The organism is Falsiroseomonas sp. HW251 (genome assembly GCF_050563545.1).
Lineage (GTDB): Bacteria > Pseudomonadota > Alphaproteobacteria > Acetobacterales > Acetobacteraceae > Falsiroseomonas.
The window spans coordinates 37,795-61,278 of sequence record NZ_JBNXUM010000032.1; the positions used below are offsets into that span (position 1 = coordinate 37,795).

21 protein-coding genes are annotated in these 23,484 nt (G+C 72.3%); 5 read left to right on the forward strand and 16 right to left on the reverse strand.

Annotated elements, in window-relative coordinates; translation table 11 throughout:
* Positions 1 to 15 precede the first annotated feature (15 nt).
* The 16 genes from ACLF3M_RS28440 to ACLF3M_RS28515 form a co-directional block, all read right to left on the reverse strand.
* Entirely contained in the window at positions 16 to 609 is a 594-nt protein-coding gene (locus tag ACLF3M_RS28440) for a hypothetical protein (RefSeq protein ID WP_430660385.1), read from the reverse strand.
* A 46-nt stretch (positions 610 to 655) separates the two neighbouring features.
* Positions 656 to 1,984, reverse strand: coding sequence for a glycolate oxidase subunit GlcF (gene glcF / locus ACLF3M_RS28445; RefSeq protein WP_430660386.1), 1,329 nt, complete (start codon positions 1,982 to 1,984; stop codon positions 656 to 658).
* A 212-nt stretch (positions 1,985 to 2,196) separates the two neighbouring features.
* Positions 2,197 to 3,762 (reverse strand): FAD-binding oxidoreductase, encoded by a 1,566-nt coding sequence (locus tag ACLF3M_RS28450; RefSeq protein WP_430660387.1) that lies wholly within the window; start codon positions 3,760 to 3,762, stop codon positions 2,197 to 2,199.
* Positions 3,763 to 3,942: 180 nt separating this feature from the next.
* Entirely contained in the window at positions 3,943 to 4,467 is a 525-nt protein-coding gene (locus tag ACLF3M_RS28455) for a c-type cytochrome (RefSeq protein ID WP_430660388.1), read from the reverse strand.
* A gap of 85 nt (positions 4,468 to 4,552) precedes the next feature.
* Entirely contained in the window at positions 4,553 to 5,743 is a 1,191-nt protein-coding gene (gene glcE / locus ACLF3M_RS28460; RefSeq protein WP_430660389.1) for a glycolate oxidase subunit GlcE, read from the reverse strand.
* Complete coding sequence (locus ACLF3M_RS28465) at positions 5,740 to 7,170, reverse strand: FAD-linked oxidase C-terminal domain-containing protein (protein ID WP_430660390.1); 1,431 nt, start codon at positions 7,168 to 7,170, stop codon at positions 5,740 to 5,742. Before ACLF3M_RS28465 ends, glcE begins: the two co-directional genes overlap by 4 nt.
* A gap of 98 nt (positions 7,171 to 7,268) precedes the next feature.
* On the reverse strand, positions 7,269 to 8,261 hold the full coding sequence (locus ACLF3M_RS28470; RefSeq protein WP_430660391.1) for a catalase family peroxidase: 993 nt from the start codon (positions 8,259 to 8,261) through the stop codon (positions 7,269 to 7,271).
* 191 nt (positions 8,262 to 8,452) lie between these two features.
* On the reverse strand, positions 8,453 to 8,578 hold the full coding sequence (gene ykgO / locus ACLF3M_RS28475; protein WP_109872693.1) for a type B 50S ribosomal protein L36: 126 nt from the start codon (positions 8,576 to 8,578) through the stop codon (positions 8,453 to 8,455).
* Positions 8,579 to 8,650: 72 nt separating this feature from the next.
* Entirely contained in the window at positions 8,651 to 9,733 is a 1,083-nt protein-coding gene (locus ACLF3M_RS28480) for a branched-chain amino acid aminotransferase (RefSeq protein ID WP_430660392.1), read from the reverse strand.
* A gap of 143 nt (positions 9,734 to 9,876) precedes the next feature.
* Positions 9,877 to 11,106, reverse strand: coding sequence for a 3-sulfinopropanoyl-CoA desulfinase (gene acdA / locus ACLF3M_RS28485; protein ID WP_430660393.1), 1,230 nt, complete (start codon positions 11,104 to 11,106; stop codon positions 9,877 to 9,879).
* Complete coding sequence (locus tag ACLF3M_RS28490; RefSeq protein ID WP_430660394.1) at positions 11,103 to 11,774, reverse strand: DUF533 domain-containing protein; 672 nt, start codon at positions 11,772 to 11,774, stop codon at positions 11,103 to 11,105. The genes acdA and ACLF3M_RS28490 overlap by 4 nt, the downstream gene beginning before the upstream one ends.
* Positions 11,775 to 11,826: 52 nt before the next feature.
* The gene (locus ACLF3M_RS28495; RefSeq protein WP_430660395.1) at positions 11,827 to 14,346 is read right to left on the reverse strand and encodes an AsmA family protein; all 2,520 of its coding nucleotides are present in this window, start codon (positions 14,344 to 14,346) and stop codon (positions 11,827 to 11,829) included.
* 24 nt (positions 14,347 to 14,370) lie between these two features.
* Positions 14,371 to 15,351 carry an RluA family pseudouridine synthase gene (locus ACLF3M_RS28500; RefSeq protein WP_430660396.1) on the reverse strand — a complete coding sequence of 327 codons (981 nt, stop codon included), beginning with the start codon at positions 15,349 to 15,351 and terminating at the stop codon, positions 14,371 to 14,373.
* Between the two features lie 49 nt (positions 15,352 to 15,400).
* Positions 15,401 to 15,769, reverse strand: coding sequence for a helix-turn-helix domain-containing protein (locus tag ACLF3M_RS28505; RefSeq protein ID WP_430660397.1), 369 nt, complete (start codon positions 15,767 to 15,769; stop codon positions 15,401 to 15,403).
* Between the two features lie 192 nt (positions 15,770 to 15,961).
* Entirely contained in the window at positions 15,962 to 16,330 is a 369-nt protein-coding gene (locus ACLF3M_RS28510; RefSeq protein WP_430660398.1) for a fluoride efflux transporter FluC, read from the reverse strand.
* On the reverse strand, positions 16,327 to 17,670 hold the full coding sequence (locus tag ACLF3M_RS28515; RefSeq protein WP_430660399.1) for a replication-associated recombination protein A: 1,344 nt from the start codon (positions 17,668 to 17,670) through the stop codon (positions 16,327 to 16,329). Before ACLF3M_RS28515 ends, ACLF3M_RS28510 begins: the two co-directional genes overlap by 4 nt.
* A gap of 132 nt (positions 17,671 to 17,802) precedes the next feature.
* Here ACLF3M_RS28515 and ACLF3M_RS28520 point away from each other — a divergent pair, with 132 nt between their 5' ends.
* The 5 genes from ACLF3M_RS28520 to ACLF3M_RS28540 all read left to right on the forward strand — a co-directional run bounded on the left by ACLF3M_RS28520 (position 17,803) and on the right by ACLF3M_RS28540 (position 23,447).
* Positions 17,803 to 18,450, forward strand: a complete 648-nt coding sequence (locus tag ACLF3M_RS28520) for a hypothetical protein (protein ID WP_430660400.1) — start codon at positions 17,803 to 17,805, stop codon at positions 18,448 to 18,450.
* A 1-nt stretch (position 18,451) separates the two neighbouring features.
* Positions 18,452 to 19,456, forward strand: coding sequence for a hypothetical protein (locus ACLF3M_RS28525; RefSeq protein WP_430660401.1), 1,005 nt, complete (start codon positions 18,452 to 18,454; stop codon positions 19,454 to 19,456).
* Between the two features lie 3 nt (positions 19,457 to 19,459).
* A complete protein-coding gene (locus ACLF3M_RS28530; protein WP_430660402.1) occupies positions 19,460 to 21,082 on the forward strand; it encodes a Dyp-type peroxidase in 1,623 nt (540 codons plus the stop codon).
* Positions 21,079 to 22,395: a cytochrome P450 gene (locus ACLF3M_RS28535; RefSeq protein WP_430660403.1), complete on the forward strand. Its 1,317-nt coding sequence runs from the start codon at positions 21,079 to 21,081 to the stop codon at positions 22,393 to 22,395. The genes ACLF3M_RS28530 and ACLF3M_RS28535 overlap by 4 nt, the downstream gene beginning before the upstream one ends.
* An 80-nt stretch (positions 22,396 to 22,475) precedes the next feature.
* Entirely contained in the window at positions 22,476 to 23,447 is a 972-nt protein-coding gene (locus ACLF3M_RS28540) for a Bug family tripartite tricarboxylate transporter substrate binding protein (RefSeq protein WP_430660404.1), read from the forward strand.
* Positions 23,448 to 23,484 lie beyond the last annotated feature (37 nt).

The following is a 23,484-nucleotide window of genomic DNA, read 5'->3' on the forward strand; positions in this document are numbered from 1 at the left end:
CCGGGCGATCGCCGTCTACAGCGCGTCACCCTCGGCCTTGCGCACGAGGTCACGCCGCCTCTCCTGGCCGCCGGGCAGGCGCGGATGGATGGCGAGCGCCGCGTCCAGGCTGCGCAGCGCGCCCGCGGCATCGCCGGCCTCGTCCTGCATCTCCGACAGCGCGAGCAGCGCGCCGAAATGCCGCGGTTCCAGCCGCAGCGCCTCCTGGATGTCGCGCGCCGCGGCTGCGCGGTCGCCGAGACGGCCGAGCGCGCGCGCCCGCATGATCCAGAGATCGGCGGCGCCGGGCTCCAGCACCAGCGCGGCGTCGAAATCCTCAAGCGCCTCGCCGGCCTCGTTGCCCTGCATGTTGCGCATCCCGCGCCGCAGCAGCAGGGCGGCAGCCGGCGAGACCTGCTGCGCCCAGACCGCCCTGATCCGCGCCTCCACCATCTGGCCGCCGGACGTGTCGGGGGCCTGCTTCAGCGCCTCGAACAGCCGGTCGAGTTCGGCGCGGCGGGCGGCGGAGGGATCGGGGCGGCCGCTGCCCGGCGTGGCCGCGGTCGGCGGCGTCCCTTGCGCGAGGGCGAGGGCGGGCAGCAGGACCAGCAATGCGGCAAGGCGGACCATGAGCGGAGAGTCGGGGATGCCGGTGCCGTCTTGCAAGGGGTCGCCGTCAGGCGGCCTTCGCGCGGCGCGCCTCGGCAACGGCGGGCGGTTCCGGGCCGCCGGCCATCCAGTCCAGCAACTCGACGGTGTGCACCGTCGGCAGCCCGGCGCCCGACAGCTGCGTCAGGCAGCCGATGTTCCCCGCGGCGATCAGGTCGGGCCGCGTGCGGCCGATGTTCTCCAGCTTCCGATCCCGCAGCCGCGCACTGATGCCGGGCTGCATGAGGTTGTAGGTGCCGGCCGAGCCGCAGCAGAGATGGCTCTCGGCCGGTTCCTTCACCACGAAGCCCGCCCGCTTCAGCAGGTCCTTCGGCGCCGCGGTGACCTGCTGGCCGTGCTGCAGGCTGCACGCCGCGTGGTAGGCGACGGTCAGCCCGGGCGCGGGCCGCGTCGGCGCATAGCCCAGCTTTACCAGCGCCTCGCTGACATCCAACGCGTGGGACGCCACGGCCGCGGCCTTGGCCGGCCAGTCGCCGGGCTCGGCGCGGAAGATGAAGCCGTAGTCCTTCACGGTGGTGCCGCAGCCCGAGGTGTTGATGACGATGGCGTCCAGGCCCTCGCCCTCGATCTCCTCGTGCCAGGCCGCGACGTTGGCGCGCGCCAGGCGCATCGCGGGGTCGTGGTGGCCCATGTGATGGTCGAGCGCGCCGCAGCAGCCCTGCTCGGCCTTCACCACGACCTCGATTCCCATGCGGGTCAGCAGCCGGATCGTCGCCTCGTTGATGGAGGGCGCGAGGACCTGCTGAGCGCAGCCCGTCAGCAGCGCGACGCGGCCGCGCCGCTCGCCCTCGGCGCGGTGCACGCCCGGCTTCTGCATCGGGCTTTCCGGCGGGACCGAGCCGGGCGCCAGTTTCAGCATCGCGCGCAGGCGCTCCGCCGTCATGGACCGCCCCGGCACCAGCCCGGCCAGCGCCTTGCCGATGCCGGCCCCCTTCAGCGCCAGGCGGAAGCGCGCGGGATAGGGCAGCAGGGCGGACAACAGCTTCCGCATGGCGCGCTCCGGCGCCGGGCGGTCGTAGGTCTCCTCGATGTGGCGGCGCGCATGGTCCACCAGGTGCATGTAGTTCACGCCCGACGGGCAGGTCGTCATGCAGGCGAGGCAGGACAGGCAGCGGTCCACATGCTTCACCACCTCCGGCGTCGCCGGGCGGCCATTCTCCAGCATGTCCTTGATGAGGTAGATGCGCCCCCGCGGGCTGTCCAACTCGTCGCCCAGCAGCACGAAGGTCGGGCAGGTCGCGGTGCAGAAGCCGCAATGCACGCAGGTCCGCAGGATGCGGTTGCTCTCGGCGGTATCGGGATCCCGGAGCTGGTCCTCGGTGAAGCTGGTTTGCATGACGCGAGAATAGGGGGGCCGGGCTTGGCGTGCCAGCGGCGGTCCCCTTCCGACACGAAGCACGGCCCCTCATCGTTGCGGGACGCGCCGGACAGCCGTCGGCATTCATCGGAAATCGTGGCGCAAGCGCGCCACTGGATAAGGCCAAGGGCTCGGAGGCCGGCTCGCCCGTGGCCGAGCGGGGCGCCCCGCTCGGCCAGGTCGTCGCCGGCTCAGCTGTTCCCGCTTGCGCTGTTGTACGAGCCGAAGTCGGCGCCGCCCTGTGAGGTGGTCGCGGGTGTGCAGGCCGCGACGCCCAGGGCGAACAAGCCGGCGACGATGAGTGCCATGGCGCGGCCCATGGGCCGGATGTTCTGGTTCGCCCGGAACAGGTTGGTTGGATCGTACTTCGCCTTGAGCTGCGCCAGCCTGCCGTAGTTCGGGCCATAGGCCGCCTGCACGCGTCCGGCCTCGTCCTCGCCGAGGAAGTTGACGTAGACGCTGCCGGTCGCGAAGGGCGCGGTCGCCGTGGAGAAGCCGCGCGCCCAGGCGATGCAGGCCTCGTCCTCCGCCGCGGTCTCCCAGCGCGTATGGACGTTCATCGTGAAGGCCGCGCCGCGATGCGCATAGGCCGTGGCCTCGACCGGCACGCGGTTCGCGGCGCCACCGAGATGGGCAATGAAGATCTCGCTCTGCGGCGAGGGCAGCCGCGCGGCGTGGTCGAGCACCGTCGAGATCATGCCGTCGGAAAGGGCGGCGAAGTCGTGCGACTTCCAGTAGTTCCGGGCACCGTCGGTCAGCAGCGGGTCGAAGGCGGCCTGCCAGGCGGCGAAGGGGTGGGGGCCGACGACGTTGGCGATCGGCTTGCCGAGCGCCTCGATCGGTGCCGTGGCGCGCCGGCCTTCCGCCATGTCGCCGGCGTAGCAGAGCGCGAAGACCAGCACCTCCCTTCCGTGCCACTCCGGGGGCAGGAAGGGCAGCGGCGGAGCCTTGCGCAGCACGACCCAGCAGGTGAGCTCCTCCGGCGCCTTGGCGACGATCTCGCGGTACTGGCGCAGCAGCACCGCCGCGTCCTCGAGCGGGTGCACAATGAGGCCGGACAGCACCTCCGGCCCCACGGGATGCAGGCGGAACTCGAAGGAGGTGACGACGCCGAAGTTGCCGCCGCCGCCGCGGATCGCCCAGAAAAGCTCGGGGTTGCGGTCCGCGCTGGCGTGGACGAGCTTGCCGTCGGCGGTGACGACGTCGGCGGAGAGGAGATTGTCCACCGTCGTGCCGTGCTTGCGCGTCAGCCACCCGAAGCCGCCACCGAGCGTCAGCCCCGCAACGCCCGTCGTCGAGTTGATGCCGAGCGGCGTCGCCAGGCCGAAGGCCTGCGCCTCGCGGTCGAAGTCGGAGAGCAGCGCGCCGGGCTCGACCCGCGCGGTGCGGCCGACCGGGTCCACGCGGACGGAGCGCATGGCGGAAAGGTCGAGCATGACGCCGCCCTCGCACACCGCGCTGCCCGCGATGTTGTGGCCGCCGCCGCGCACCGCGAGCAGCAGGCCACCCTGGTCGCGGGCGAAGCGGACGCCCTCGATCACATCCGCAGCGCCGGCGCAGCGGATGATCATCGCCGGGCGGCGGTCGATCATGGCGTTCCAGATGCGGCGCGACGTGTCGTAGCCGGGATCGCCGGGCAGCATCAGCGCGCCGCGCAGGCGGTTGCGCAGTGCGGCGAGCGCGTCGGCGGAAACGGTCGCGGTCCCGTTCGGGGTCGCGACCTGAAGACTGGCCTGCTGGAAATTCGTGTCGGGCATTGGATGCTCCTGTCTGTGACAAGCGGCCTTGCGGTCAGCGCTTGCCGGCCGCCGATGATGGGCGGCCCAGGCCGTGACAGGCTTTCGGAGCGGCTTCAGATGCCCTGGATATTTCCTGCAGAATGAGGCGGAAGGATCACGGCCCCGTGCGCATCATGGCACGGCGCCGGGGGGGGCCGCTCAGCGTGGCGCCGGCGCGCCCGCCGGCGGGTTGCCATAGGCCGCATAGGCCTCAGGGGTCATGTCGCCCATGCGGCGGACGAGAGCGACGATGTCCCAGATCTCGGCGTCGGACAGGTGCGCGCCGAAGGCGGGCATGGCGCTCATCTTGATGCCGTGGCGGACGATCCAGAAGATCTGCGCGTCGGACCACAGCTTCGGCACGTCGGGCATGTAGGGCGGCTCCGGATACAGGCCGCCGGACCAGTCCGCGGGATCCCGCCCGGGCGCGCCATGGCAATAGACGCAGGCCTCGCTGTAATGACGATAGCCGCGCCTTGCCTGCTCCTCCGTCAGCGCGCCTGCCGGCACCACGGCCTGCGCCTGGCGCTGCACCGAACGGCGCATCGCCGCATCGAGGACCGAGATCGTCGGCGGCCAATGCGGCGTGGTGGCCGCGACGTCGAAGGCGCCGGTGAACACGACGATGAAGCCGCCCACCGCCAGCACGACGAGGGTCGCGGTCACGCCAAGGATGAATCGCATCAGGGCCATCTCCCCACGCGCAGCAAGCGCGAATGCATGTCCTGGACAAGCTGCGGCACGGGCGCATCGTGCCCCCGCCGTGACATCAGAGGCCGGCGCGCATCCGCCCGGGATTGAGCACGCCCGCGGGATCGAGCGCCGCCTTCACCTGGCGCCCGATTGCCGCGAGCGGCGGCGCTTCCTCCGGCAGCACGGCAACGGCCGCTCGCAGCGGCTCCGGCGCGCGGAACAGGGTGAAGGTGCCGCGCGCGGCGGCCGCGGCCGCGACGACGGCCTGGTGCGCAACCTCGGTCGCCGGACCCGCGATCCAGACCAACCCGCCGCCCCAGTCCAGCAGCGCGCGTCCGCCGAGGCCGCGCGCCGCTGCCGCGACAGCCGCGCCGGCAGAGGGACGGACGGAGACGCGCCACACCGCTTCCTCCTCCGCCGCGCCGAGCGGCTGCGCGTCGCGGATCGCGGCCCAGAGCGCGCGGGATTCCTCGCGCTCCAGCGCGCGCACCTCGCCGAAGGAGGACAGGATCTCGGCCAGCCGGCTGCCGCGATAGGCGACGGAGGCGGCGAAATCCTCGAGCCGGAGAAAGGCGACGTTGGTCGCGGGCCCGTCGGGGCCGCAGAAGGCGGGGATCATCGCCGCACCCGTGACGCCGAAGGGGCTCGCGAGCCCCGCGGACAGCGCGCGGATGCCCGTGGCGATGTCGGGCACGCGCACGCCGATCGTGGCTTGCGTCTCGGCCGCCGGCAGCACCTTCAGCGTGACCTCGGTGATGACGCCGAGCGTGCCGTGGCTGCCGGTCAGCAGCTTGCAGAGATCGAGGCCGGTGACGTTCTTCAGCACGCGACCGCCGCTGCGCACCACCTCGCCCGCGCCGTTGACGAAGCGGATGCCGAGCACGTGGTCGCGGATCGCGCCGGCGGTGATGCGGCGAGGGCCCGAGAGGTTCGCCGCGACGATGCCGCCGATGGTCGCCGGTGCCTCGGCCGCGAACAGCGCACGCGTGTCCGGCGGCTCCGGAGCCAGCATCTGGCCCTTCTCGGCCAGCGCGGCCTCGATCTCGGGCAGCGGCGTGCCGGCGCGGGCGGAGAGCACGAGTTCCGTCGGGCGATGGAGCGTGATGCCCGTGAGGTTGCGCGTGGACAGCGTCCGTGCGGCCTGCACGGGGCGCAGCAGCGCGCGCTTGGAGCCGTTGCCTTCGATCGCCAGCGGCTCGCGGTTCGCGGTCGCGAGCGCGACCTCGCGCGCGATGTCGGCCTCTCGATGCGGCGCGATCAGGTTCACGAAGCGGCTTCTTGCAGCGGGAAGACCTTGTGCGGGTTGAGCAGCCAGTCCGGGTCGAAAGCCGACTTGATGCGGCGCTGCTGGTCGAGCTCATGCTTCTCGAACTGGACATGCATCAGGTCGCGCTTCTCGACGCCGACGCCGTGCTCGCCGGTCAGGCAGCCGCCGACCTCGACGCAGAGGGTAAGGATATCGGCCCCAAACTTCTCGGCCTTGCGGAAGCTCTCGGCGTCGTTGGCGTCGAACATGATCAGCGGATGGAGGTTGCCGTCGCCGGCATGGAAGACGTTGGCGACCTTGAGGTCATATTGCTGGCTCATCTCGCGGATGCGCTTCAGGACATGCGGCAGCTCGCCGGTCGGGATGGTGCCGTCCATGCAGAGATAGTCGGGGCTGATGCGCCCGACCGCGCCGAAGGCGCCCTTGCGGCCCTTCCAGATCGCCGCGGATTCCTCGGCCGAGGTCGCGACCTTGAGGCTGATCGGGTCGAAGCGGTTGCAGATTTCCTTGATCTTCCCGAGGAGCTCGTCCTGCTCGCGCTCGCTGCCCTCGACCTCGATGATCAGCATCGCCTCGGCGTCCAGCGGATAGCCGGCATGGGCGAAGGCCTCGCAGGCATGGATGCAGGGCTTGTCCATGAATTCGAGCGCGACGGGAATGATGCCGCTGCCGATGATCGCGTCCACCGCGGCGCCGGCGATCTCCGTGCTGTTGAAGGCGGCCAGCATGGCGCGCGCGCCTTCCGGCCCGCGCAGGATGCGCACGGTGACCTCGGTGACGATGCCGAGCTGGCCCTCGCTGCCCGTCAGCAGGCCGAGCCAGTCATAGCCGGCGGCATCGAGATGCCCGCCGCCGACCTCGACGACCTCGCCCTGCGGCGTGACGAAGGTCAGCCCGAGCAGGTTGTTCGCGGTGACGCCGTATTTCAGGCAATGCGCGCCGCCGGAGTTCATGTTGACGTTGCCGCCGATCATGCAGGCGAGTTGCGACGACGGGTCGGGCGCGTAGAAGAAGCCCTCATGCTCCACCGCCTTGGTGATGCCGAGGTTGGTCACGCCGGCCTCGACCACGGCCAGGCGGTCCTCGAAGTCGATCTCCCTGATGCGGTTCATGCGCATCAGGCCGATCACCACCGCGTCCTCCAGCGGCAGCGCGCCGCCCGACAGCGACGTGCCGGCGCCGCGCGGCACGACGCGAATGCCGTTCTCGTGGCAGTAGCGCATGACCTTCGCCACCTGCTCGGTGCTGGTCGGCAGCACGACGGCGAGCGGCGGCTGGCGATAGGCGGTCAGCCCGTCGGTCTCATAGGGGCGGAGTTCGCCCGGCGTGCTGATCGTGCCCTCCCCGGGAACGATGGCGCGGAGGGCAGCGACAATGGCGTCGCGGCGGGCGAGAACCCCGGCCTTCGGCTTTGGCAGGTCGATCATGGCGTGCTCCCATCCCGCGCCGCGAAGATGGTCGCCTGCGGGACGGGCGGCAAGGCGCCAGGCGGGCCGTCACGCTGGCGCGGCGGCCCGCCCCGGCCTCACTGGGTGCGGCGCGAGAGCGAGACGGCGTAGGCGCCGGCCCGAGCCTGCAGGATCGGATCATCGCTCATCTCGACGCCTGGCGGCTGCTCCAGCGTCAGGAAGCTGATCCGGTCGCAAGGCCCGCCCGGGCCGGGGGCGACTTCGGCCACGGTGAGGCGGCCGACCACTGCGCGCGGCCGGTCCTCGGGCCAGGCGACGGTCGGATTGTTCAGGTCGTCGCCGGCGGCAGGGAACTGCAGGACCATGTCGAACTCGACCGGGCCCGCGGCGACACGGCGCCGCAGCTCATCGGCCAGGAAATCGCCCGGCAGCGCCCGCATCTGCTCCTCGGTCAGCCGCAGCGTGCCGGCGCGCGGCTCGAAGACCCAGCGGGCGGGCCGGACGGTGCCGTCCTGGCCTCTGAAGCGGAAGGTGTTGACGCCCCAGTAGGGGGTCGTCGCCCAGCTCGCGGGCGGGTTGTTCGATGCCAGCCACCGGCCCTGGAAGGTCACGGCGGGGTTGGCGGCGACGAAGGCGGCGACACGCTCGGCGTTGGGCTGGCCGGTTGCCGGGTCGGGACGGCGGGCCATCAGGTTCTGGACGAAGACCTCGGGCGTCGGCGCGCCGAAGATCGGCACCGAGATGTTGGCCTGCTCCCACACGTCGCCCGCCGGCGTCTCGAACCGGATCGCCAAGCCGCGCGTGGTGCGCGAGGTATCGGATCCCTGCGGGTTGCCGACCCCGACGCCGAATCGGATCAGCGCGGGCACGCGCTGGCCCGAGAAGGTGGGTGCGATGGAAAGCCGCGTGCCCTCCGCGGTCGCCACGAATTGGCCGGCGGCGCAGGTGCCCTTGGCATGGCTCGGCCGGTGGGTGCGAATGGGACCGAGCACCGCCTCGAAGGCGTTCACCAGGTCCTCCGCCGAAGGTTCCGCTCGGGCAGGCGGCGCGGCGAAGCCGAGCAACGTTGCGCCGAGCGCCAGGGCGGAGGCGAATGGACGGATATGCATGCAGTTCTCTCCCAACCGTGCCAGCGTGATGTCGCTACGCACGTCGTTTCGCCGCGGCGTGCCGTTCGGTAACGGCGCGGCGCGGCGGTCAGGAGATTAGGCGCCGCCGCCGAATGCAAAGACCGCGCCCGGCATGGCCGGGCGCGGCTCGCAACGCTCGGGATCGGCCGGGCGAGCCCGGCCGGGCCGCCTCAGCCCTGGCGGGCCTTTAGGCGGGGGTTCTTCTTGTTCAGCACGTAGACCCGCCCCCGGCGACGCACCAGGAAGCAGTTCTTGTCGCGGGTCTTCGCGGTCTTGAGCGAGTTGCGGATCTTCATGGGAGTGAGCCTTTCGAGCGGCGCGAGATAGAGGGCGGGGGTGGCGGAGTCAACCGGCCACCCCCAGGCGCCTCACTCGACGGGGTTCACCACGCTGGTCCAGCCATGCGGGTCGTTGGTCTTCCCGTACTGGATGCCGACGATGGCGTCGTAGAGCTTCTTCGTGACCTCGCCAGTCTCGCCGCCGTTGATGAGGATGTCCCGCCCCTTGTAGCCCAGCGTGCCTACCGGGGAGACGACGGCGGCGGTGCCGGTGCCCCACATCTCCTTCAGCGTGCCGTTGCTGCCCGCGGCCACGACCTCCTCGATCGCGATCGGCCGCTCCGTCACGGTCAGCCCCCAGTCGCGCAACAGCTGCAGCGCGGAGGCGCGGGTGACGCCGTCCAGGATCGTGCCGTGCAGCGGGGGCGTGATCACCTCATCGCCGATACGGACCATGATGTTCATGGTGCCGACCTCGTCCAGGAAGCGATGCTCGACGGCGTCAAGATAGAGCACCTGGGTGTAGCCCGCCGCCGCGGCGTCCTGCTGGCCCGACAGGCTGGCGGCGTAGTTGGCCGCCGTCTTCGCCTCGCCGGTGCCGCCCTTGACGGCGCGCACATGCCGGTCGGAGGCCAGGATCCGCACCGGCTTGACCCCTTCCCTGTAGTAGCTGCCGACGGGCGAGAGGATCAGGAAATAGAGGTAGCTGTGCGCGGGATGCACGCCGAGCATCACGTCGGTCGCGATCACCGTCGGGCGGATATAGAGCGACGTCCCGGGCTTGCGCGGCACCCAGTCATGGTCGAGCCCGACCAGCGCGTCGAAGCTCTGGCGGACCAGGTCCACCGGTATCTCAGGCATGCACATGATCTGACCGGACCGATTCAGCCGCGCCGCGTGCCGGTCCGCGCGGAACAGGCGGATGCGCCCATCCTCGCCCCGGAAGGCCTTGAGACCGTCGAAGATCGCCTGGCCGTAATGCAGGACGGAGGTCGCGGGGTCGAGCGACAGCGGCCCATAGGGAACGATGCGCGGGGAGTGCCAGCCCTTCCCCTCGTCGTAGTTCATCAGGAACATGTGGTCGGTGAGGACCTTGCCGAAGGCCAGGCCGTCATCGGCGGGCTTCGGCTTCGGGGTCGTGGTCCGGGTGATCGGGAAGGAGCCGGTGGCCATGGACGCCGCCTCTGTGGGTTTTCGACTGGCGGGGCGGGGTATAGCGCAGCCCGTGTCTGCGGCAGAGCCCCTGCCCTAAGTTCCTGGCCTGGCGCTCCTTCCTCCACCGCCTCGACGGGCTGGCCACGGTAGCGGATTGGATATCAGGCGGCCTGCCGCCCCGCGGCCTGTTCCTCCGCGATCAGCTTCAGCCATCCGTCGCGGCTCTGGGGCAGCTTGCGGCTCAGGATCTGCTCGGCGACCAGGGTGCGCAGCACCTGGGCGGTGCCGCCGGCGATCGCGAACATCCGGGCGTCGCGGAGGTAGCGCTCGACCGGGTTGTCCTTGGAATACCCGGCCGCGCCCCATACCTGAAGCGCATCGTTGGTGACCCGGATCGCCATCTCCGAGGCGAAGACCTTGGCCTGGGCGGCTGCCAGACGGTCCGGGAAGCCCGCCGGGCCGGCGCTGCGCGCGGCGCGATGGATCAGGGCGCGGGCGGCCTCCACGCCGATCGACATGTCGGCCAGAATCCAGCCCAGCCCCTGGAACTCCGCGATCGCGCGGCCGAACTGCCGGCGCGACTGCGCGCGCGAGACCGCATGGTCCAGCGCGCCGGCAGCCAGGCCCATCGCCACCGTCGCGGCGCCCACGCGCTGCGCGTTGTAGGCGTCGATCAGCCGCCCGAAGCCGCGCGCGAAGCCGCCTGGCGCCCGCAGCACCATCGCATCCGGCACTTCCAGGCCGTGAAACTCCAGCTCCGTCTCCGGCATGCCGCAAAGGCCGAGCGAGGGGATGCGCCGCTTCACCACCAGCCCCGCCGGGTCGCCATCCCCGTTGCGCACCACGATGAAGCCGCCGATGCCCTTGAACTCGCCGTCCTCGATCGCGCGGGCGAAGATCAGGTGCAGGCGCGACACGCCGCCGCCGGTGATCCACGTCTTGGCGCCGTCGATCACCCAGGACGATCCCCGCCGCACCGCGGTGCTCTTCATCTCGGTCGCGGCCGAACCGGCCTCGGGCTCGGTGATGCAGATCGCGGGCTTGTCGCCGGCCAGCACGATGCCGGCCGCGAGCTTGCGCTGGACGTCCGTGCCATAGGCCATGATGGCGCCGAGCGCGCCCATGTTGGCCTCTACCGCGATGCGGCCGCAGACCGCGCAGGAGCGCGCGAATTCCTCGATCACCATGACGGCGTCGAGCACCGACCCGCCCGGCCCGCCCCATTCCTTCGGGATGGTCAGGCCCAGGAAGCCGGCCTCGGTCATCTTCCGCACCATCGGCCAGGGATACTCGCCGCTGCGGTCGGTCTCGGCCGCCTGCGCTGCGGCGTCCTGCGCAAGCTCGCGCGCGCGGTCGAGCAGCCGGGCCTGATCCTGGGTGAGCGGGATCACGTGAGGCGGGCCTCGATCGCCGCGGCGGCGGCCTTGTCCAGCCTCAGGGCAGCGGCGAAGCGGTCGAGCCAGGCGCGCTCCGCCGCGCTCACCGCGCCGGCGCCGGCGAAAGCGGCGGCGTAGAGCCGGGCCTTGAGCATGGGATCTTGGGCCTCCCTCGCCAGCGCCTCCGGCTCCAGCGGGCGGTCGAAATCGGCCAGGACGAAGTCGCGCTCCTGCGCGGAGAGCCCGGCGGCGTCGAGCTGCGCGGCGATGGCGCGGCGCTCCGCTTCATCCACGCCGCCATCGGCCTTCGCCGCGGCGATCATGGCGCGGACCATGAGAAGCGCCTCGGCCTCCTCGGCCGCGGGGCCCTCGGGGGGTGGCGCGGCAGGCGGCGGCGGGTTCGGGACACGCCAGGGCGAGGCGCCGGTCTCCGGCAGGCGTGAAGGCGGCGCAGGGGCGCGCGGCGCCGGACGCGGCGGCGGGGGGGAAGGCGCCGGCGCGGACTGGCTGCTGCGGCTCATCCATTCCGCCAGCGCGCCAGCGGCCAGGGCCCCGATCGCGCGGGCGGCGCGCGCCTCGGTGCTGCGGCCGGTCAGGATGGAAGCGGGCGAGGTCCTGCGCCGGCGCCGCGGCGGCTGCGCGGCACCGCCCAGCAGGGCGCCCAGCACTCGGTTCAGGTCCATGCCGTTCCTCCGACCCCTGCCACCTACCGCCTGCGGGCGTCCGGGGGAAGCATCAGCGGCGCAGCAGGCCGCGCAGGAGGTCGTTGATCTGCGGCTGGCGTTGCTGCTGCTGCTGCTGCTGCTGGGGTGTCGGGGGCGGCGCGGGGGCGGGGGGCTGGGCCGGCGCCGGGCCTGCCCGGCCGCCGCGCGCCGCCGCCAGTCCCGCGGAGCAGCCCGGCAGCGGCTCCGGCCGGTTGCCGCCCCGGCCCAGCGCGCCGAGCAACGCCCCGACATCCCCGCCAAGACGCTCGCCGAGCGCGCCCACGGCCTCGCCGAGATTCTGCGCCTGGATGCCGCGATAGGACGGCGCCGCGAGCGTCCCGCCGAGATCGGCCGCGACGCGGATCACCGCCCCGGCGGCGCGGACATCGTGCAGCAGCCGCAGCGCGATGGCCTCCGTCCCGAGGTTGACGGTACCGCTGCCCGCGACCTTGGCGGCCGGCGCATCCGCCAGCAGCGTGCCGATCCTGAGCACGCCGCCCTCCGCCTCGCCGCGGAAAGCGACGCAGTCCACCGGCAGGCGCCGGGGGATCGGCGGCAGGACGGGCACGCGTTCCCGCAGCGACTGGCCGACCGGGCCGGTCAGCGCGGGCTCGACCGTCGCCTCCTCCATGGCGAGGGCGAGATGCCCGGCCAGGCTGCCCGCGACGGCGCGCAGCCCGGTGCCCTGCCCGCCGAGGTCGAGGTCGAGTTCGGCCTGGCCGCTTACCATCACCGGCCGCCCCAGCGCCCGTTGCAGCGCCGCGAGGTCGAGCCCCGGCGAGCGCGCGATGAGGCGCAGCGCCGGCGTCGCCGCCGCGGCATCGGCCGACAACTCGCCTTCCAGCCGCCCGCCCGGACCCGACAGGCGGAAAGGGGCGATCCGCCCTTGCCCCGCCTGCAGCGAGACCTTGGCCGCGATGTCGCGCCAGCCCGCGCCCCCGGCCTGCATCGCCGCCACCGAGAGGTCGAGGTCCACATCACCGCTGCGCAGCGCGCCGACCGGGATGGGCAGGTCGGGGATCACACGGCCATCGCCGGACGCGGCGGGCGTGGACCCTGGCGGCGTTGCCGCACCCGCCGGGGGGGGCGCCGCGCTGGGCGCCGGGGCTGGTGATGCCGCGGCGGCACGGATCGCATCCAGGTCGAGCGTCGCGACGGCGAGCCGGCCCGACAGGCCCGGTCGCTCGCCGATCACGACGGTCAACTCGCCCGCGGCTTCCGCCACCGGCGAGGCCAGCGTCAGGCCGCGCAGCAGCACCCCGCCCTCGAAGCCCGGCGTGCGCTCGGCGATCCGGGCGGCGGCGGCAATGTCGCGGATCGCCGGCAGCTGCGCCCCCGCCAGCGCCGACAGCGCCGCCAGGTCCGGGACGCGCAGCGCCAGGGCAAGGTCCACGCCGGCCATGGCGGCGAGGTCGCGGATCGCGCCGTTCAGCGTGGCTTCCGCCCCCGCCGCGGCGACGCGCAGCTCGACCGGCAGCGGCCCCGGCGCACGGCCAAGCAGCATTGCGGGCGTGCCGAGCGTGCCGGCGAGCTCGATGCCGGTGCCGCCGAGGCTCGCCTGGCCGGCGAGCGTGAGCGGCGCGTCGAGCCGCGGCGCCGTCGCCTCGAAGCGCGCCAGCGCGAGGCCGGGACGCAGCGCCGCGAGGTCGGTCGCGCCGACGCGCAGCGCGACGGCCTCGGCAGTGCGGATCTCGCCACCCGTCCCGGCGAGCGTCGCGGCGGCCGAGACATCGTGCAGCGGCGGCAGCGGCGCGTCCGGCAGCAGCGGCGCGAGGCGCATCAGGTCGGGCAGCCGCGCTTCGGCCTGCACCGTCCAATCCGTGCCATCGAGCCTGCCCCTGGCGCGCGCCTCGCCGCCGCCAAGCCGCAGCACCGCATCGAAGGGAAAGGGACCGCGGCCGAAGGCGGACAGCGCGCCGAGCGTCGCCTGGACGCGGGCTTCCTCGTTCGCCAGCACGAGGCGCGCATCCAGCGTCGTCGGGCCGGCCAGCGGCGCGGATGCCTGCAGCGCGGGGATGCCGATCGTCTCGGTGCGCGCGCCGCGCCAGGTGACGCGGCCTTCGGTGACGGTCAGCGCGCCGAGCGACAGCTCCATCGGCCGGCGCGGCGCGGCGGGCCGGGACGGCGCGCCGGCAGGTTGCTGCTCCGGCGGCGCGAACACCCAGTTGCCGCGGCCCTGCGCGTCGGTCTCGAGCAGCAGGTCGGGCGCCTCCAACTCGACACGTGCAAGCTCGATCCGGCCGGAGAGCAGGGGGAGAAGCGCGGCCTGCACCTCGACGCGGCGGGCGGTCAGCATCTCGGGCCGGCTGCCGCCGGGCGCATTGGCCAGCGCGACGTCCTTCAGCACCAGCGTCGGCCGGAGCGACAGGCCGAGCGAGACGTCGCCGAGCGAGAGCCGCCGCCCTGTCGCGCCTTCCACCGCCGCGACCAGGCGCGGGCGGATCGTGTCGGGGTTCACCAGCACGCGCGTCGCGACGAAGGCGGCGAGCGGGAGCGCCACGACGATCGCGAGGAGGATCCAGGGCCAGCGGCGGCGGCGCGATGCGGTCATGTCCGTCCAGAACGCGGAAGGGGATTACTGGCTGCGGCGGGGCTTGGGCGTGCGGGGGGCCTCGAAGCCGAAGAAGGCGAAGGTTTCCTTCATGTGCGGCGGCAGCGGGGCCGCGACCTCCAGCGTGCCGCCCGCGGGATGCGGCAGCTTCAGCGCCCGCGCATGCAGGTGGAGCGCCCCCGGCAGGCCGTCCATGTGGGCGGCGGCGCCGCCGTACTTCCCGTCGGCGAGGATCGGGCAGCCCAGCGCCTCGGCGCAGTGGACGCGAAGCTGGTGGGTGCGGCCGGTGATGGGCTTGAGTTCCAGCCAGGCCGCACGGCGGCGCACGGCATCCAGCGTCGCGAAATCGGTCACGGCCCGCGCGGCTTCCCGGTCGCCGGGTTCGGCGGCGGCGGTGCGCTCGCCGCGCGGGCCGCCCTGCTTCACCAGGGGCAGGTCGATGCGGCCGGCGGGCGGCGTGGGCTGGCCGACCACGACGGCCCAGTAGATCTTCTCGACGTCACGCCCACGGAAGGCGGCGGCGAGCTTCGCGGCGGCAGGCGCCGTCCGCGCCAGCACCAGGACGCCGGAGGTGTCCTTGTCCAGCCGATGCACGAGGCGCGGCCGCTCCGCCGCGTCGAAGCGCAGCGCGTCCAGCATGCCGTCGAGGTGCTTGCCGATGTTCGGCCCGCCCTGCACGGGCAGCCCATGCGCCTTGTCCAGCACCAGCACGTCCCTGTCGCGATGGATCACCATCGCCTCCAGCAACTTCCGGTCGCGCTCGTCCACGGCCTTGGCCGCGCGAGGCGCGGGCGGCGGCGCATCGGGCAGCGGCGGGATGCGGATCTCCTGGCCGGCGAGGAGGCGGGTATTCGCCTCCACGCGCCTGCCGTCCACGCGCACCTGGCCTGTGCGCAGCATCTTCTGCAGCGCCCCCTGCGTCAGGGCGGGGTAATGGCGGCGGAACCAGCGGTCGAGGCGCGTGTCGCCTTCCTCGGCGCCGACCTTGCGGGTCTGAACGGACATGGGCGGGAGGTTAGCATGCCTCCCGCCCCGGTCTCACCCTATGCGGGTCTCACCCCGTCCGGGCGACCAGCGCCCTGGCCGCGGCGCAGAGCGCGTCCAGCCCGGTATCCGGCAGGTCGTCCGTCGTGCGCACGAGGTCGAGCAGCATGCGCGGCCGGGTCGGCAGGACGGGGCGGTAGACCCGTTCTTCCTCCAGTTCCTCGAAGAACCAGCCGGGCTCGACACCGAGCAGCGCGGCGATGGCCGGCAGGCGGGTCGCCGGGATGGCGTTCAGCCCCGCCTCATACTTGCGGGCCTGGACGGTGGAGATGCCGAGGGCGGAGGCCATCTCGGCGAGCGAAAGGCCGCTCTGGACGCGGCGCTCCCGGACACGGCGGCCGACATGGCGGTCGGCGCGGGCGTGCAGCCGAACCGTCACGGCGGATCGCCGCCGATGGGGGTCGGACGGGGGGTGAGGCGATGTGTCATGCAGGTACGGTCCCTCTGCAATGTAGGGACCTCCGGAGGCCGGGGAGTTTCTAGGATTAGGCGGCGCGCCGCGTCCACCCGCCGCGGCCCTTCGTTCCGGTTCAAAGAGAAGCCGGGCGCGCTTCGCTCCGTGGTTGAATTGTTACCGCCGCATCAGGGCGTAGCTGGCGGCGAAGGCCGCCACGCCGAGCGCGACCGAGCCGACGACATAGGCCACGGCCACCGCGGGCGAGCGCTCAAACAGCGCGCCGGTCTCGAGGCTGAAGGCCGAAAAGGTGGTGAAGCCGCCGAGGAATCCCGGGATCACCAGCAGGCGCAGCGGCCCTTCCAGCTCGAGGCTGGCCGCGACGCCGATCGCCGCGCTGCCCAGGACGTTCACCGCTATCGTGCCCCAGGGAAAGCCCGCGCCGAGCATCCCGATCGAGGCGAGGGAGACGAGGTAGCGGCAGACCGATCCGGCGGCGCCGCCCAGCGCGACGAGCGCGACGCCGGTCAGGGTGACCGGGATCATCGCTTGCGCGCCTTCTTCGTGCGGATCGCGTCCCATTGCCGCATCCGCTCCGCCACCGCGGCCTCCGCGCCCCGGTCGGTAGGCCGGTAGAAGCGTCGGCGCTCCATCCCCTCCGGCCAGTAGTTCGCGCCGGAGAAGCCTTCCTCGGCGTCGTGGTCGTATTCGTAGCCCGCGCCGTAGCCGAGCTCGCTCATCAGCTTCGTCGGCGCGTTCAGGATGTTCTGCGGCGGCATCAGGCTGCCGGTCTCCTTCGCGGCGCGCATCGCCTCGCCGAAGGCGGCATAGACCGCATTGGATTTCGGCGCGGTGGCGAGGTGGACCACAAGCTGCGCGATGGCGAGCTCGCCCTCGGGAGAGCCCAGCCGTTCGTAGGTCTCCCAGGCTGCGACGGCGAGCGGCAGCGCGCGCGGATCGGCCATGCCGACGTCCTCGGCCGCGAAGCGCGTGAGGCGGCGCGCGAGGTAGCGGGGATCCTCGCCGCCCGTGATCATGCGCGCGAGCCAGTAGAGCGCCGCGTCGGGATCGCTGCCGCGCATCGACTTGTGCAGGGCCGAGATGAGGTTGAAGTGCTCCTCCCGGTCCTTGTCGTAGAGCACGGCGCGCCTGGCCAGCAGCGCGGCAAGCGCCGGCGCGTCCAGCGCCTCGCCGCCGGGGGGGATCGCCAGCAGCTGCTCCGCCATGTTGAGGAGGTAGCGCCCGTCGCCATCGGCCATGGCGCGCAGCGAGGCACGGGCTTCGGCGGTCAGCGGCAGGGCGCGCTCCTCCGTCGCCTCGGCGCGGCCGAGCAGCTTCTCCAGCGCCGCGTCGTCCAGCCGCCGCAGCACCAGCACCTGGCAGCGCGAGAGCAGCGCGCCGTTCAGCGCGAAGGACGGGTTCTCCGTCGTCGCGCCGACCAGCGTGACCGTCCCGTCCTCCACCACCGGCAGGAAGCCGTCCTGCTGGGCGCGGTTGAAGCGGTGGATCTCGTCCACGAAGAGCAGCGTGCCCTTCCCGTTCCGGCGACGGTTGCGAGCCTCGTCGAAGGCGCGCTTGAGGTCGGCGACGCCGGAGAAGACGGCCGAAAGCGGATGGAAGGAGAGCCCCGCTTCCTCCGCCAGCAGCCGCGCGATGGTGGTCTTGCCCACCCCCGGCGGCCCCCAGAGGATCAGGGAGGCCAGCGACCCGCGTCCCAGCATCCGCGTCAGGGCGCCTTCCGGGCCAAGAAGATGGTCCTGGCCGATCACTTCCGCGAGAGCACGCGGGCGCAGCCGGTCGGCGAGCGGGCGCGGCCCGGCGGGCCCGCCGCGCGGCGCTGCCTCGGCATCACCGAAGAGATCGGGCGATTCACGCGGTTCGGGCATAGAGCCGAGCGTAGCACGCGGGCGCGCGCCCCCCCATCGGTGCGTCACGACGCAACTTCCAATGCGTGGAATCCGCACGCTACGGTTGCGCCGCCGCGGCGCCCCGCGCCCGGCCAGCGGGGGGCGGACAGCATGTCGAACGTCGCGGGCAAGGCCTACGGGATGAACGTCATCACCCCGATGCGGCCCTGGAAGACCTGGATCAACCGGCTGCTCTTCATGATCGCGCGGGTGCAGCCGCAGCAGCTCGGCGGGCTTCTCGGCCTTTCTATCATCCACTTCGCGCGCTGGGTCATCATCCGGCGCGACCAGTGGCCCGACCTCGGCCAGGGCAGGCCGAAGCTGCGGAACGACTACATGCTGTTCGTCAGCAACTTCAACGGCACCTGGGACCAGTACATCGACGCATTTTCCGACGGCATCCCGAACGGGCTCGACCTCTTCTGGTACGCCTCCATCAAGTATCCGGGATCGATCCCGATCACGCCGTTCAAGAACTACATCCGCGCCAACCAGGTGGATTGCGACTACTACTACAACGCGACGCCCGGCGCGGCGCAGCGCGACATCAAGGCGGCGCTGCGGGTCTGGGCGCAGATCGACCAGCTCGCCGCCGCGCACCAGGTGATGTCGCCCGAGGATTTCGCCCGGGCCTACACCAAAGCGCTCGTCGAGGTGCAGAACGACCTGCCCTCCGCCGGCCCCGCGCCGGTCGCCAGCAACGACACGCACAATGCCGACATGAACAGGCGATCCCTCGTGCTGAAGGGGCGGACGTGAGATGCCGAATTTCGATGGCGGCCACTACTTCCTGACCACGCTCATCCCCGTTCGCGACGAGCCCGCGCAGGACCCCCGCGGCGCGGAATGGGTGACGTCGCACCTGCATTGCCTGCGCGAGAAGCTCGCGAGCATGCCGACGGCGCTGCAGAGCTGGGCGACCGAGGGCACGGGCGTCAACAGCCCCTTTGCGCGCGACCGCCGCACGCATTTCGCGCGCCTCGTCGTGATGGACGACGTCGCCTACAACGGCCGCGACCACCGCGACGCCGTGGTGACCGCGGTGAAGGGCCCGCTCGGCGGGCTGCTGAAGCGACGCCTGCCCGGCGCCGATCCCACGCAGCCCGATCCCGTGGACCACCTGCCGCATGCCTGGCTGATCTTCGTCTCCGACTTCGACGCGGCCAGCAGCGATTCGGGCGAGCTCGTCGGCTACCTCCGTGGCCTCTTCTCCGTGATGGAGGAGGAGTGGCGCGACATCCTGATGCACTGCCAGGGCTGGGAGCGGGCGATGGGCGCGGACGACTTCGTGCGCCTTGTAATGCGCTGCCAGGTCGAGACGACCATGCCCTTCAACGACTACTACGTCCCCTTCCCGGCCCTCCCCTCCATGCCGCTGGGCCCGGTGATCGCGCCGCTTGGCGTCGCGGCGGTGCTGCTCGTGGTCGGGCTGCTCTGCGGGCTGCTCGGCGCCTGGTTCGGCTGGTTCGGACGCTGGGCCTGGTGGGCCGCGCTGATCGGCGCAATCGGCGTGCCGCTCGGCGTCTGGCATGCCTATCGCACGATCGTCCAGAAGGCGCAGGCCCCGCTGCCGAGGGGCCATCGCACCGACCTCACCAGCGTGACGAAGGCGCTCTACCTGCAGCAGCACTTCACGCGGTTCGCCATCTCGCAGCAGGGCGCGGCGCCGGCCGCGCTGCACGCCGCCTTCGCCGATTTCCTGGCGGCGCATCGCCCCGAAGATCCGCTGGCGCCGACCCAGGCCCGCGGCACGGTGAGGAGCTGAGCCATGGACGTCTCGCTCGACCTCGCCGACATCCAGGGCAACATCCTCGCGGCCTATGGAAAGATGGGCTTCCCGAAGGGCCGCGTGATCCTGCTGAACGTCAGCGACGCGCAGGCCGGCCGCAACCTCGTGGAGACGCTGCGCCGGCGCGTCACCTCCGCCCTGCCCTGGCCAAGCTCCAAGCGCGCGCCGATGCCGGGCCAGGTGATGGCGGTGCGGCCCGCGGTGACCGTGAACCTCGCCTTCACCTTCCGAGGGCTACTGGCGCTGGAGGTGCCGATCCGCACGCTGCGCGGCATGCCCGACGAGTTCATCGACGGCATGGCCGCGCGTGCCGACATCCTTTGCGACAACTTTCCCCGGCGCATCGTGGACTCCTGGGACCCGGTCTGGCTGGACGGGAAGAAGCCCGATCGGCGCGTGCACATCGCGGTCACGCTGAACGCCGCGATGGACCCCGCGACCGGCGAGCCCGTGCCGGAGCTCGAGCAGCTCTGCCAGGAGATCGTCGGGATGTGCGGGCTGGGCGGTGTCTCCATCCTGGAAGGCCATCGCGGCGCCGATGCGCGCTGGCAGGAGATGTCGGCCCGGCTGGGACGGCAGCCCGACGGCCGCTTCGCGCCGCTGCCGGCCGAGCATTTCGGCTTCGTGGACGCCATCGGCGACCCTGTCTTCGAAGGGCAGATGGCGCCATCGGACTGCCGGGAACGATCCAAGGGCCAGGGCAAGCTGCAGCCCGACGGGACATGGGCGCCGCTCGCGACCGGGGAGTTCCTGCTAGGCTGGCCCGACGAGAGCCAGGAGATCGCGGGCGCGGCGATGCCGCTGGATTTCAGTCGCAACGGCACCTTTATGGCGGTGCGGAAGCTGCATCAGAACGTCTCCGCCTGGCGCCGCTGCATCGCCGCCCAGGCGGAGCGCTACGCCGCGGTGATGGACGTCCCGCGCGAGCAGGCCGGCGAGATCCTGGCTGCGAAGATCGCGGGGCGCTGGCGTGACGGCGTGCCGCTGATCGCCGCGCCCACATTCGAGGCCTGGCAGGCCTTCCGCGACCGGCGCGACGCCGCGGAGAAGGCCGGCGACGTCGCGACCCTGGACGCGCTGCGGCGGGCGCTCGTGGATTTCACCTTCGGGAAGGACAGCGTCGGCGCCGCCTGCCCCTTCGGGGCCCATATCCGCCGCGCCAACACGCGCGACATGCTGGACCCCCTGCTGTCCACCGGCGATGCGGATCGGCTGACGGGATCGGTGCTGAACAACCGGCGCCGGATCCTCCGCCGCGGCCTGCCCTATGGCGAGGCGCCGGAGCAGGGCGACGACAGCGACGAGCATGGCATCGTCCTGATGGTGAAATGCGCGTCGCTGTTCCGCCAGTTCGAGTTCGTGCAGCAGCAATGGATGCAGTACGGGCTGGACTTCAACGCCGGGAACGACACCTGCCCGATCGTCGGCAACCACTTCGAGGAGAACAAGTTCGTCATCCCCGCCGACCCCGCATCCGGCAAGCCGCCCTTCTTCGTGGCGAACATGCCGCAATTCGTTGAGACGCGCGGCGGCGAGTATTTCTTCGTCCCCTCCCTGACGGCGCTGCGCATGATCGGCCAGGGCCTGGTGGATCCCACGTGATCCGGGCCGCTTCGATCCATCTGCCGATGTGGGGCGCGGGTCTGGCGGCCGCGTTCCGCTTGGCCGGCACGGCGATCCGGGACCGCGCGGCGCTCGCGCCGCTGCTCGGCACAGCGGCCGGGCAACGCGAGGTCTTCGCGGTGCTGCGCGCCTTCTGGCCGAATCTGCGCGTCGGCCGGAAGCTCGTCACGGCCTACGACAACACCGGCACCGCAGTCGTCACGCGGCGGTCCGAGGTGACGGAAGTGCTGGACCGCGAGGCAGACTTCGCCGTGGTCTACGAGCCCAAGATGCGTGCCATCACGGCCGGCGAGAACTTCTTCCTCGGCATGCAGGACGGCGTCGATTATCAGCGCGACACGTCGTCGATGCGCCTCGCAGCGCGGCGGGACGACGTCGCGCGCATCGTCCAGCCCTTCGCGGCGGAGGAAGCGGCGGCGATCGTCGCGGTCGCGCGGGGGACGCTCGACGTGCCTGCAGCGCTGACCAGGCGCGTGCCGGCGAGGCTCGTCGCCCGCTATTTCGGCCTGCCCTATGACAGCGAGGAGACGCTGATCGACCAGGCCACGCGGATGTTCTGGTACCTCTTCGTCGACCTTAAGGGCGAGGAGAGCGTGAGCGCACCGGCACTCGCCGCGGCAGCCGCGGCGCGGGACTGGATCGATGCCTGCATCGCCGCGCGCAAGGCGAACCCATCGGCGCAGGACGATGTGCTCGGCCGCTGCCTGGCGCTGCAGGCGGCGGGGGTGCCGGGAATGGACGACCGCGGCATCCGCAACAACCTGATCGGGCTGGTGATCGGGCTGGTGCCGACGCTGTCCAAGGCGGCGACGCAGGCGCTTTCGCAACTGCTGGACCGGCCGGATGCGCTGGCGATGGCGCAGGTGGCGGCGCGCGCGGGGGACGATGCACGCCTCGCCGAGATCGTCTTCGAGGCGCTGCGCTTCGATCCCGTGAACCCCGTGATCTACCGCCGCGCGGTCCGCGATACGGAGATCGCGCGAGGCACCTGGCGGAGCCTGCGCATCCCGAAGGGCACGATGGTGCTGGCCGCAAATCTCTCCGCCATGTTCGACTCGCTGGCGATGGAGAAGCCCGAGGCCTTCCGACCCGGTCGGCCCTGGGGCGACTACATGCTTTGGGGCTATGGCATGCACGCCTGCTTCGGCGGCTGGATCAACCGCGCCGTGGTGCCGGCGATGCTGAAGCCGGTGCTGGCCAAGCAGGGGCTGCGAAGGGCGGAAGGGGAGGCCGGGCGCATCGACGGGCGCACGCCCTTCCCGGCGAACATGACGGTGCTGTTCGACGACTGAGGGCTGGGGCAGATTGCCGGGCGACATGGCTGGTGACGCGCTGGTCGGCTGAGGTTGCGCTCACCCCGGGAGGAACATGCATGCCCCGCCTGACCCGCCGCGCCTTCGGCGGCCTTCTCGCCGCGCCCCTGATCGCGCGCGCAGCACACGCGCAATGGACGCCGTCCCGACCGATGCGCCTGATCGCGCCCTATCCGCCGGGCGGCGGGGTGGACACGACGTCCCGCCTGCTGGCCGTGCCGATGGGCGCCTTCCTTGGCCAGCCCATCGTGGTTGAGAACCGCGCCGGCGCGGGCGGATCGATCGGCGCAGCGGAGCTCGCGCGCAGCGCGCCCGACGGGCAGACCATCATGATCGACGCCATGGCCCATACCGTGAATCCCTGGCTGATCCGCAACCTGCCCTTCGACTACGCCACGGCCTTCACGCCGGTCAGCCAGGTCGTGGTGCTGCCGCAGCTGCTGGTGATCGCCCCGCAGATCCCGGCACGAACGCTCGCGGAGTTCGTGGCCTATGTGAAGGCGCGGCCGGGGCAGCTTTCCTACGGATCGTCCGGCAATGCGACGGCGGCGCACCTGGCCGCGGCGCTCTTTGCGCAGCGCGCCGGGCTCGACATCCAGCACGTGCCCTATCGCGGCGGCACGCCGGCGCTGCAGGACCTCATGGGCGGGGCGATCGCCTTCGTCTTCGGCACCGTCTCCTCCTCGCTGCAGCTGGCGCGGGAGGGGCGGATCCGGGCGTTGGCCGTCTCCACCGCAAGCCGCATCGCCTCCATGCCCGATGTCCCGACCGTCGCGGAGCAGGGCTTTCCCGGCTACGAGCTCAATGAGTGGAACGGTCTCTACGCGCCGGCCGGACTGCCGGCGCCGGTGACCCAGCGGCTGTTCGAGGCGTCCACCGCCGCGCTGGCCGATCCAACGGTGCGGCAGAGGCTGGACGCGCTCGGCGCCTATCCCGTGGGATCGTCGCCGGACGTCTTCGCGCGCTATGTCGCGGAGCAGCGGGCGGCGATGGGCGTGCTGGTTCGCGAGGCGCGGATCGAGGCGGGTTAGCGTGCGGCGCACGCAACCGGGTTGACCGCACGCCCGC

Excerpts from the sequence above, each read along its gene's own strand:
- ACLF3M_RS28510 (WP_430660398.1), bottom strand. The coding sequence starts at position 16,330 with ATGATCCCGGTCACCCTGACCGGCGTCGCGCTCGTCGCGCTGGGCGGC.
- ACLF3M_RS28450 (WP_430660387.1), bottom strand. The coding sequence starts at position 3,762 with ATGCCCGACACGAATTTCCAGCAGGCCAGTCTTCAGGTCGCGACCCCG.
- ACLF3M_RS28495 (WP_430660395.1), bottom strand. The coding sequence starts at position 14,346 with ATGACCGCATCGCGCCGCCGCCGCTGGCCCTGGATCCTCCTCGCGATC.
- ACLF3M_RS28455 (WP_430660388.1), bottom strand. The coding sequence starts at position 4,467 with ATGCGATTCATCCTTGGCGTGACCGCGACCCTCGTCGTGCTGGCGGTG.
- ACLF3M_RS28465 (WP_430660390.1), bottom strand. The coding sequence starts at position 7,170 with ATGATCGACCTGCCAAAGCCGAAGGCCGGGGTTCTCGCCCGCCGCGAC.
- ACLF3M_RS28440 (WP_430660385.1), bottom strand. The coding sequence starts at position 609 with ATGGTCCGCCTTGCCGCATTGCTGGTCCTGCTGCCCGCCCTCGCCCTC.
- ACLF3M_RS28525 (WP_430660401.1), top strand. The coding sequence starts at position 18,452 with ATGCCGAATTTCGATGGCGGCCACTACTTCCTGACCACGCTCATCCCC.
- ykgO (WP_109872693.1), bottom strand. The coding sequence starts at position 8,578 with ATGAAGATCCGCAACTCGCTCAAGACCGCGAAGACCCGCGACAAGAAC.
- ACLF3M_RS28540 (WP_430660404.1), top strand. The coding sequence starts at position 22,476 with ATGCCCCGCCTGACCCGCCGCGCCTTCGGCGGCCTTCTCGCCGCGCCC.
- ACLF3M_RS28490 (WP_430660394.1), bottom strand. The coding sequence starts at position 11,774 with ATGGACCTGAACCGAGTGCTGGGCGCCCTGCTGGGCGGTGCCGCGCAG.
- ACLF3M_RS28470 (WP_430660391.1), bottom strand. The coding sequence starts at position 8,261 with ATGCATATCCGTCCATTCGCCTCCGCCCTGGCGCTCGGCGCAACGTTG.
- glcF (WP_430660386.1), bottom strand. The coding sequence starts at position 1,984 with ATGCAAACCAGCTTCACCGAGGACCAGCTCCGGGATCCCGATACCGCC.
- ACLF3M_RS28520 (WP_430660400.1), top strand. The coding sequence starts at position 17,803 with ATGTCGAACGTCGCGGGCAAGGCCTACGGGATGAACGTCATCACCCCG.
- ACLF3M_RS28480 (WP_430660392.1), bottom strand. The coding sequence starts at position 9,733 with ATGGCCACCGGCTCCTTCCCGATCACCCGGACCACGACCCCGAAGCCG.
- ACLF3M_RS28515 (WP_430660399.1), bottom strand. The coding sequence starts at position 17,670 with ATGCCCGAACCGCGTGAATCGCCCGATCTCTTCGGTGATGCCGAGGCA.
- ACLF3M_RS28530 (WP_430660402.1), top strand. The coding sequence starts at position 19,460 with ATGGACGTCTCGCTCGACCTCGCCGACATCCAGGGCAACATCCTCGCG.
- ACLF3M_RS28500 (WP_430660396.1), bottom strand. The coding sequence starts at position 15,351 with ATGTCCGTTCAGACCCGCAAGGTCGGCGCCGAGGAAGGCGACACGCGC.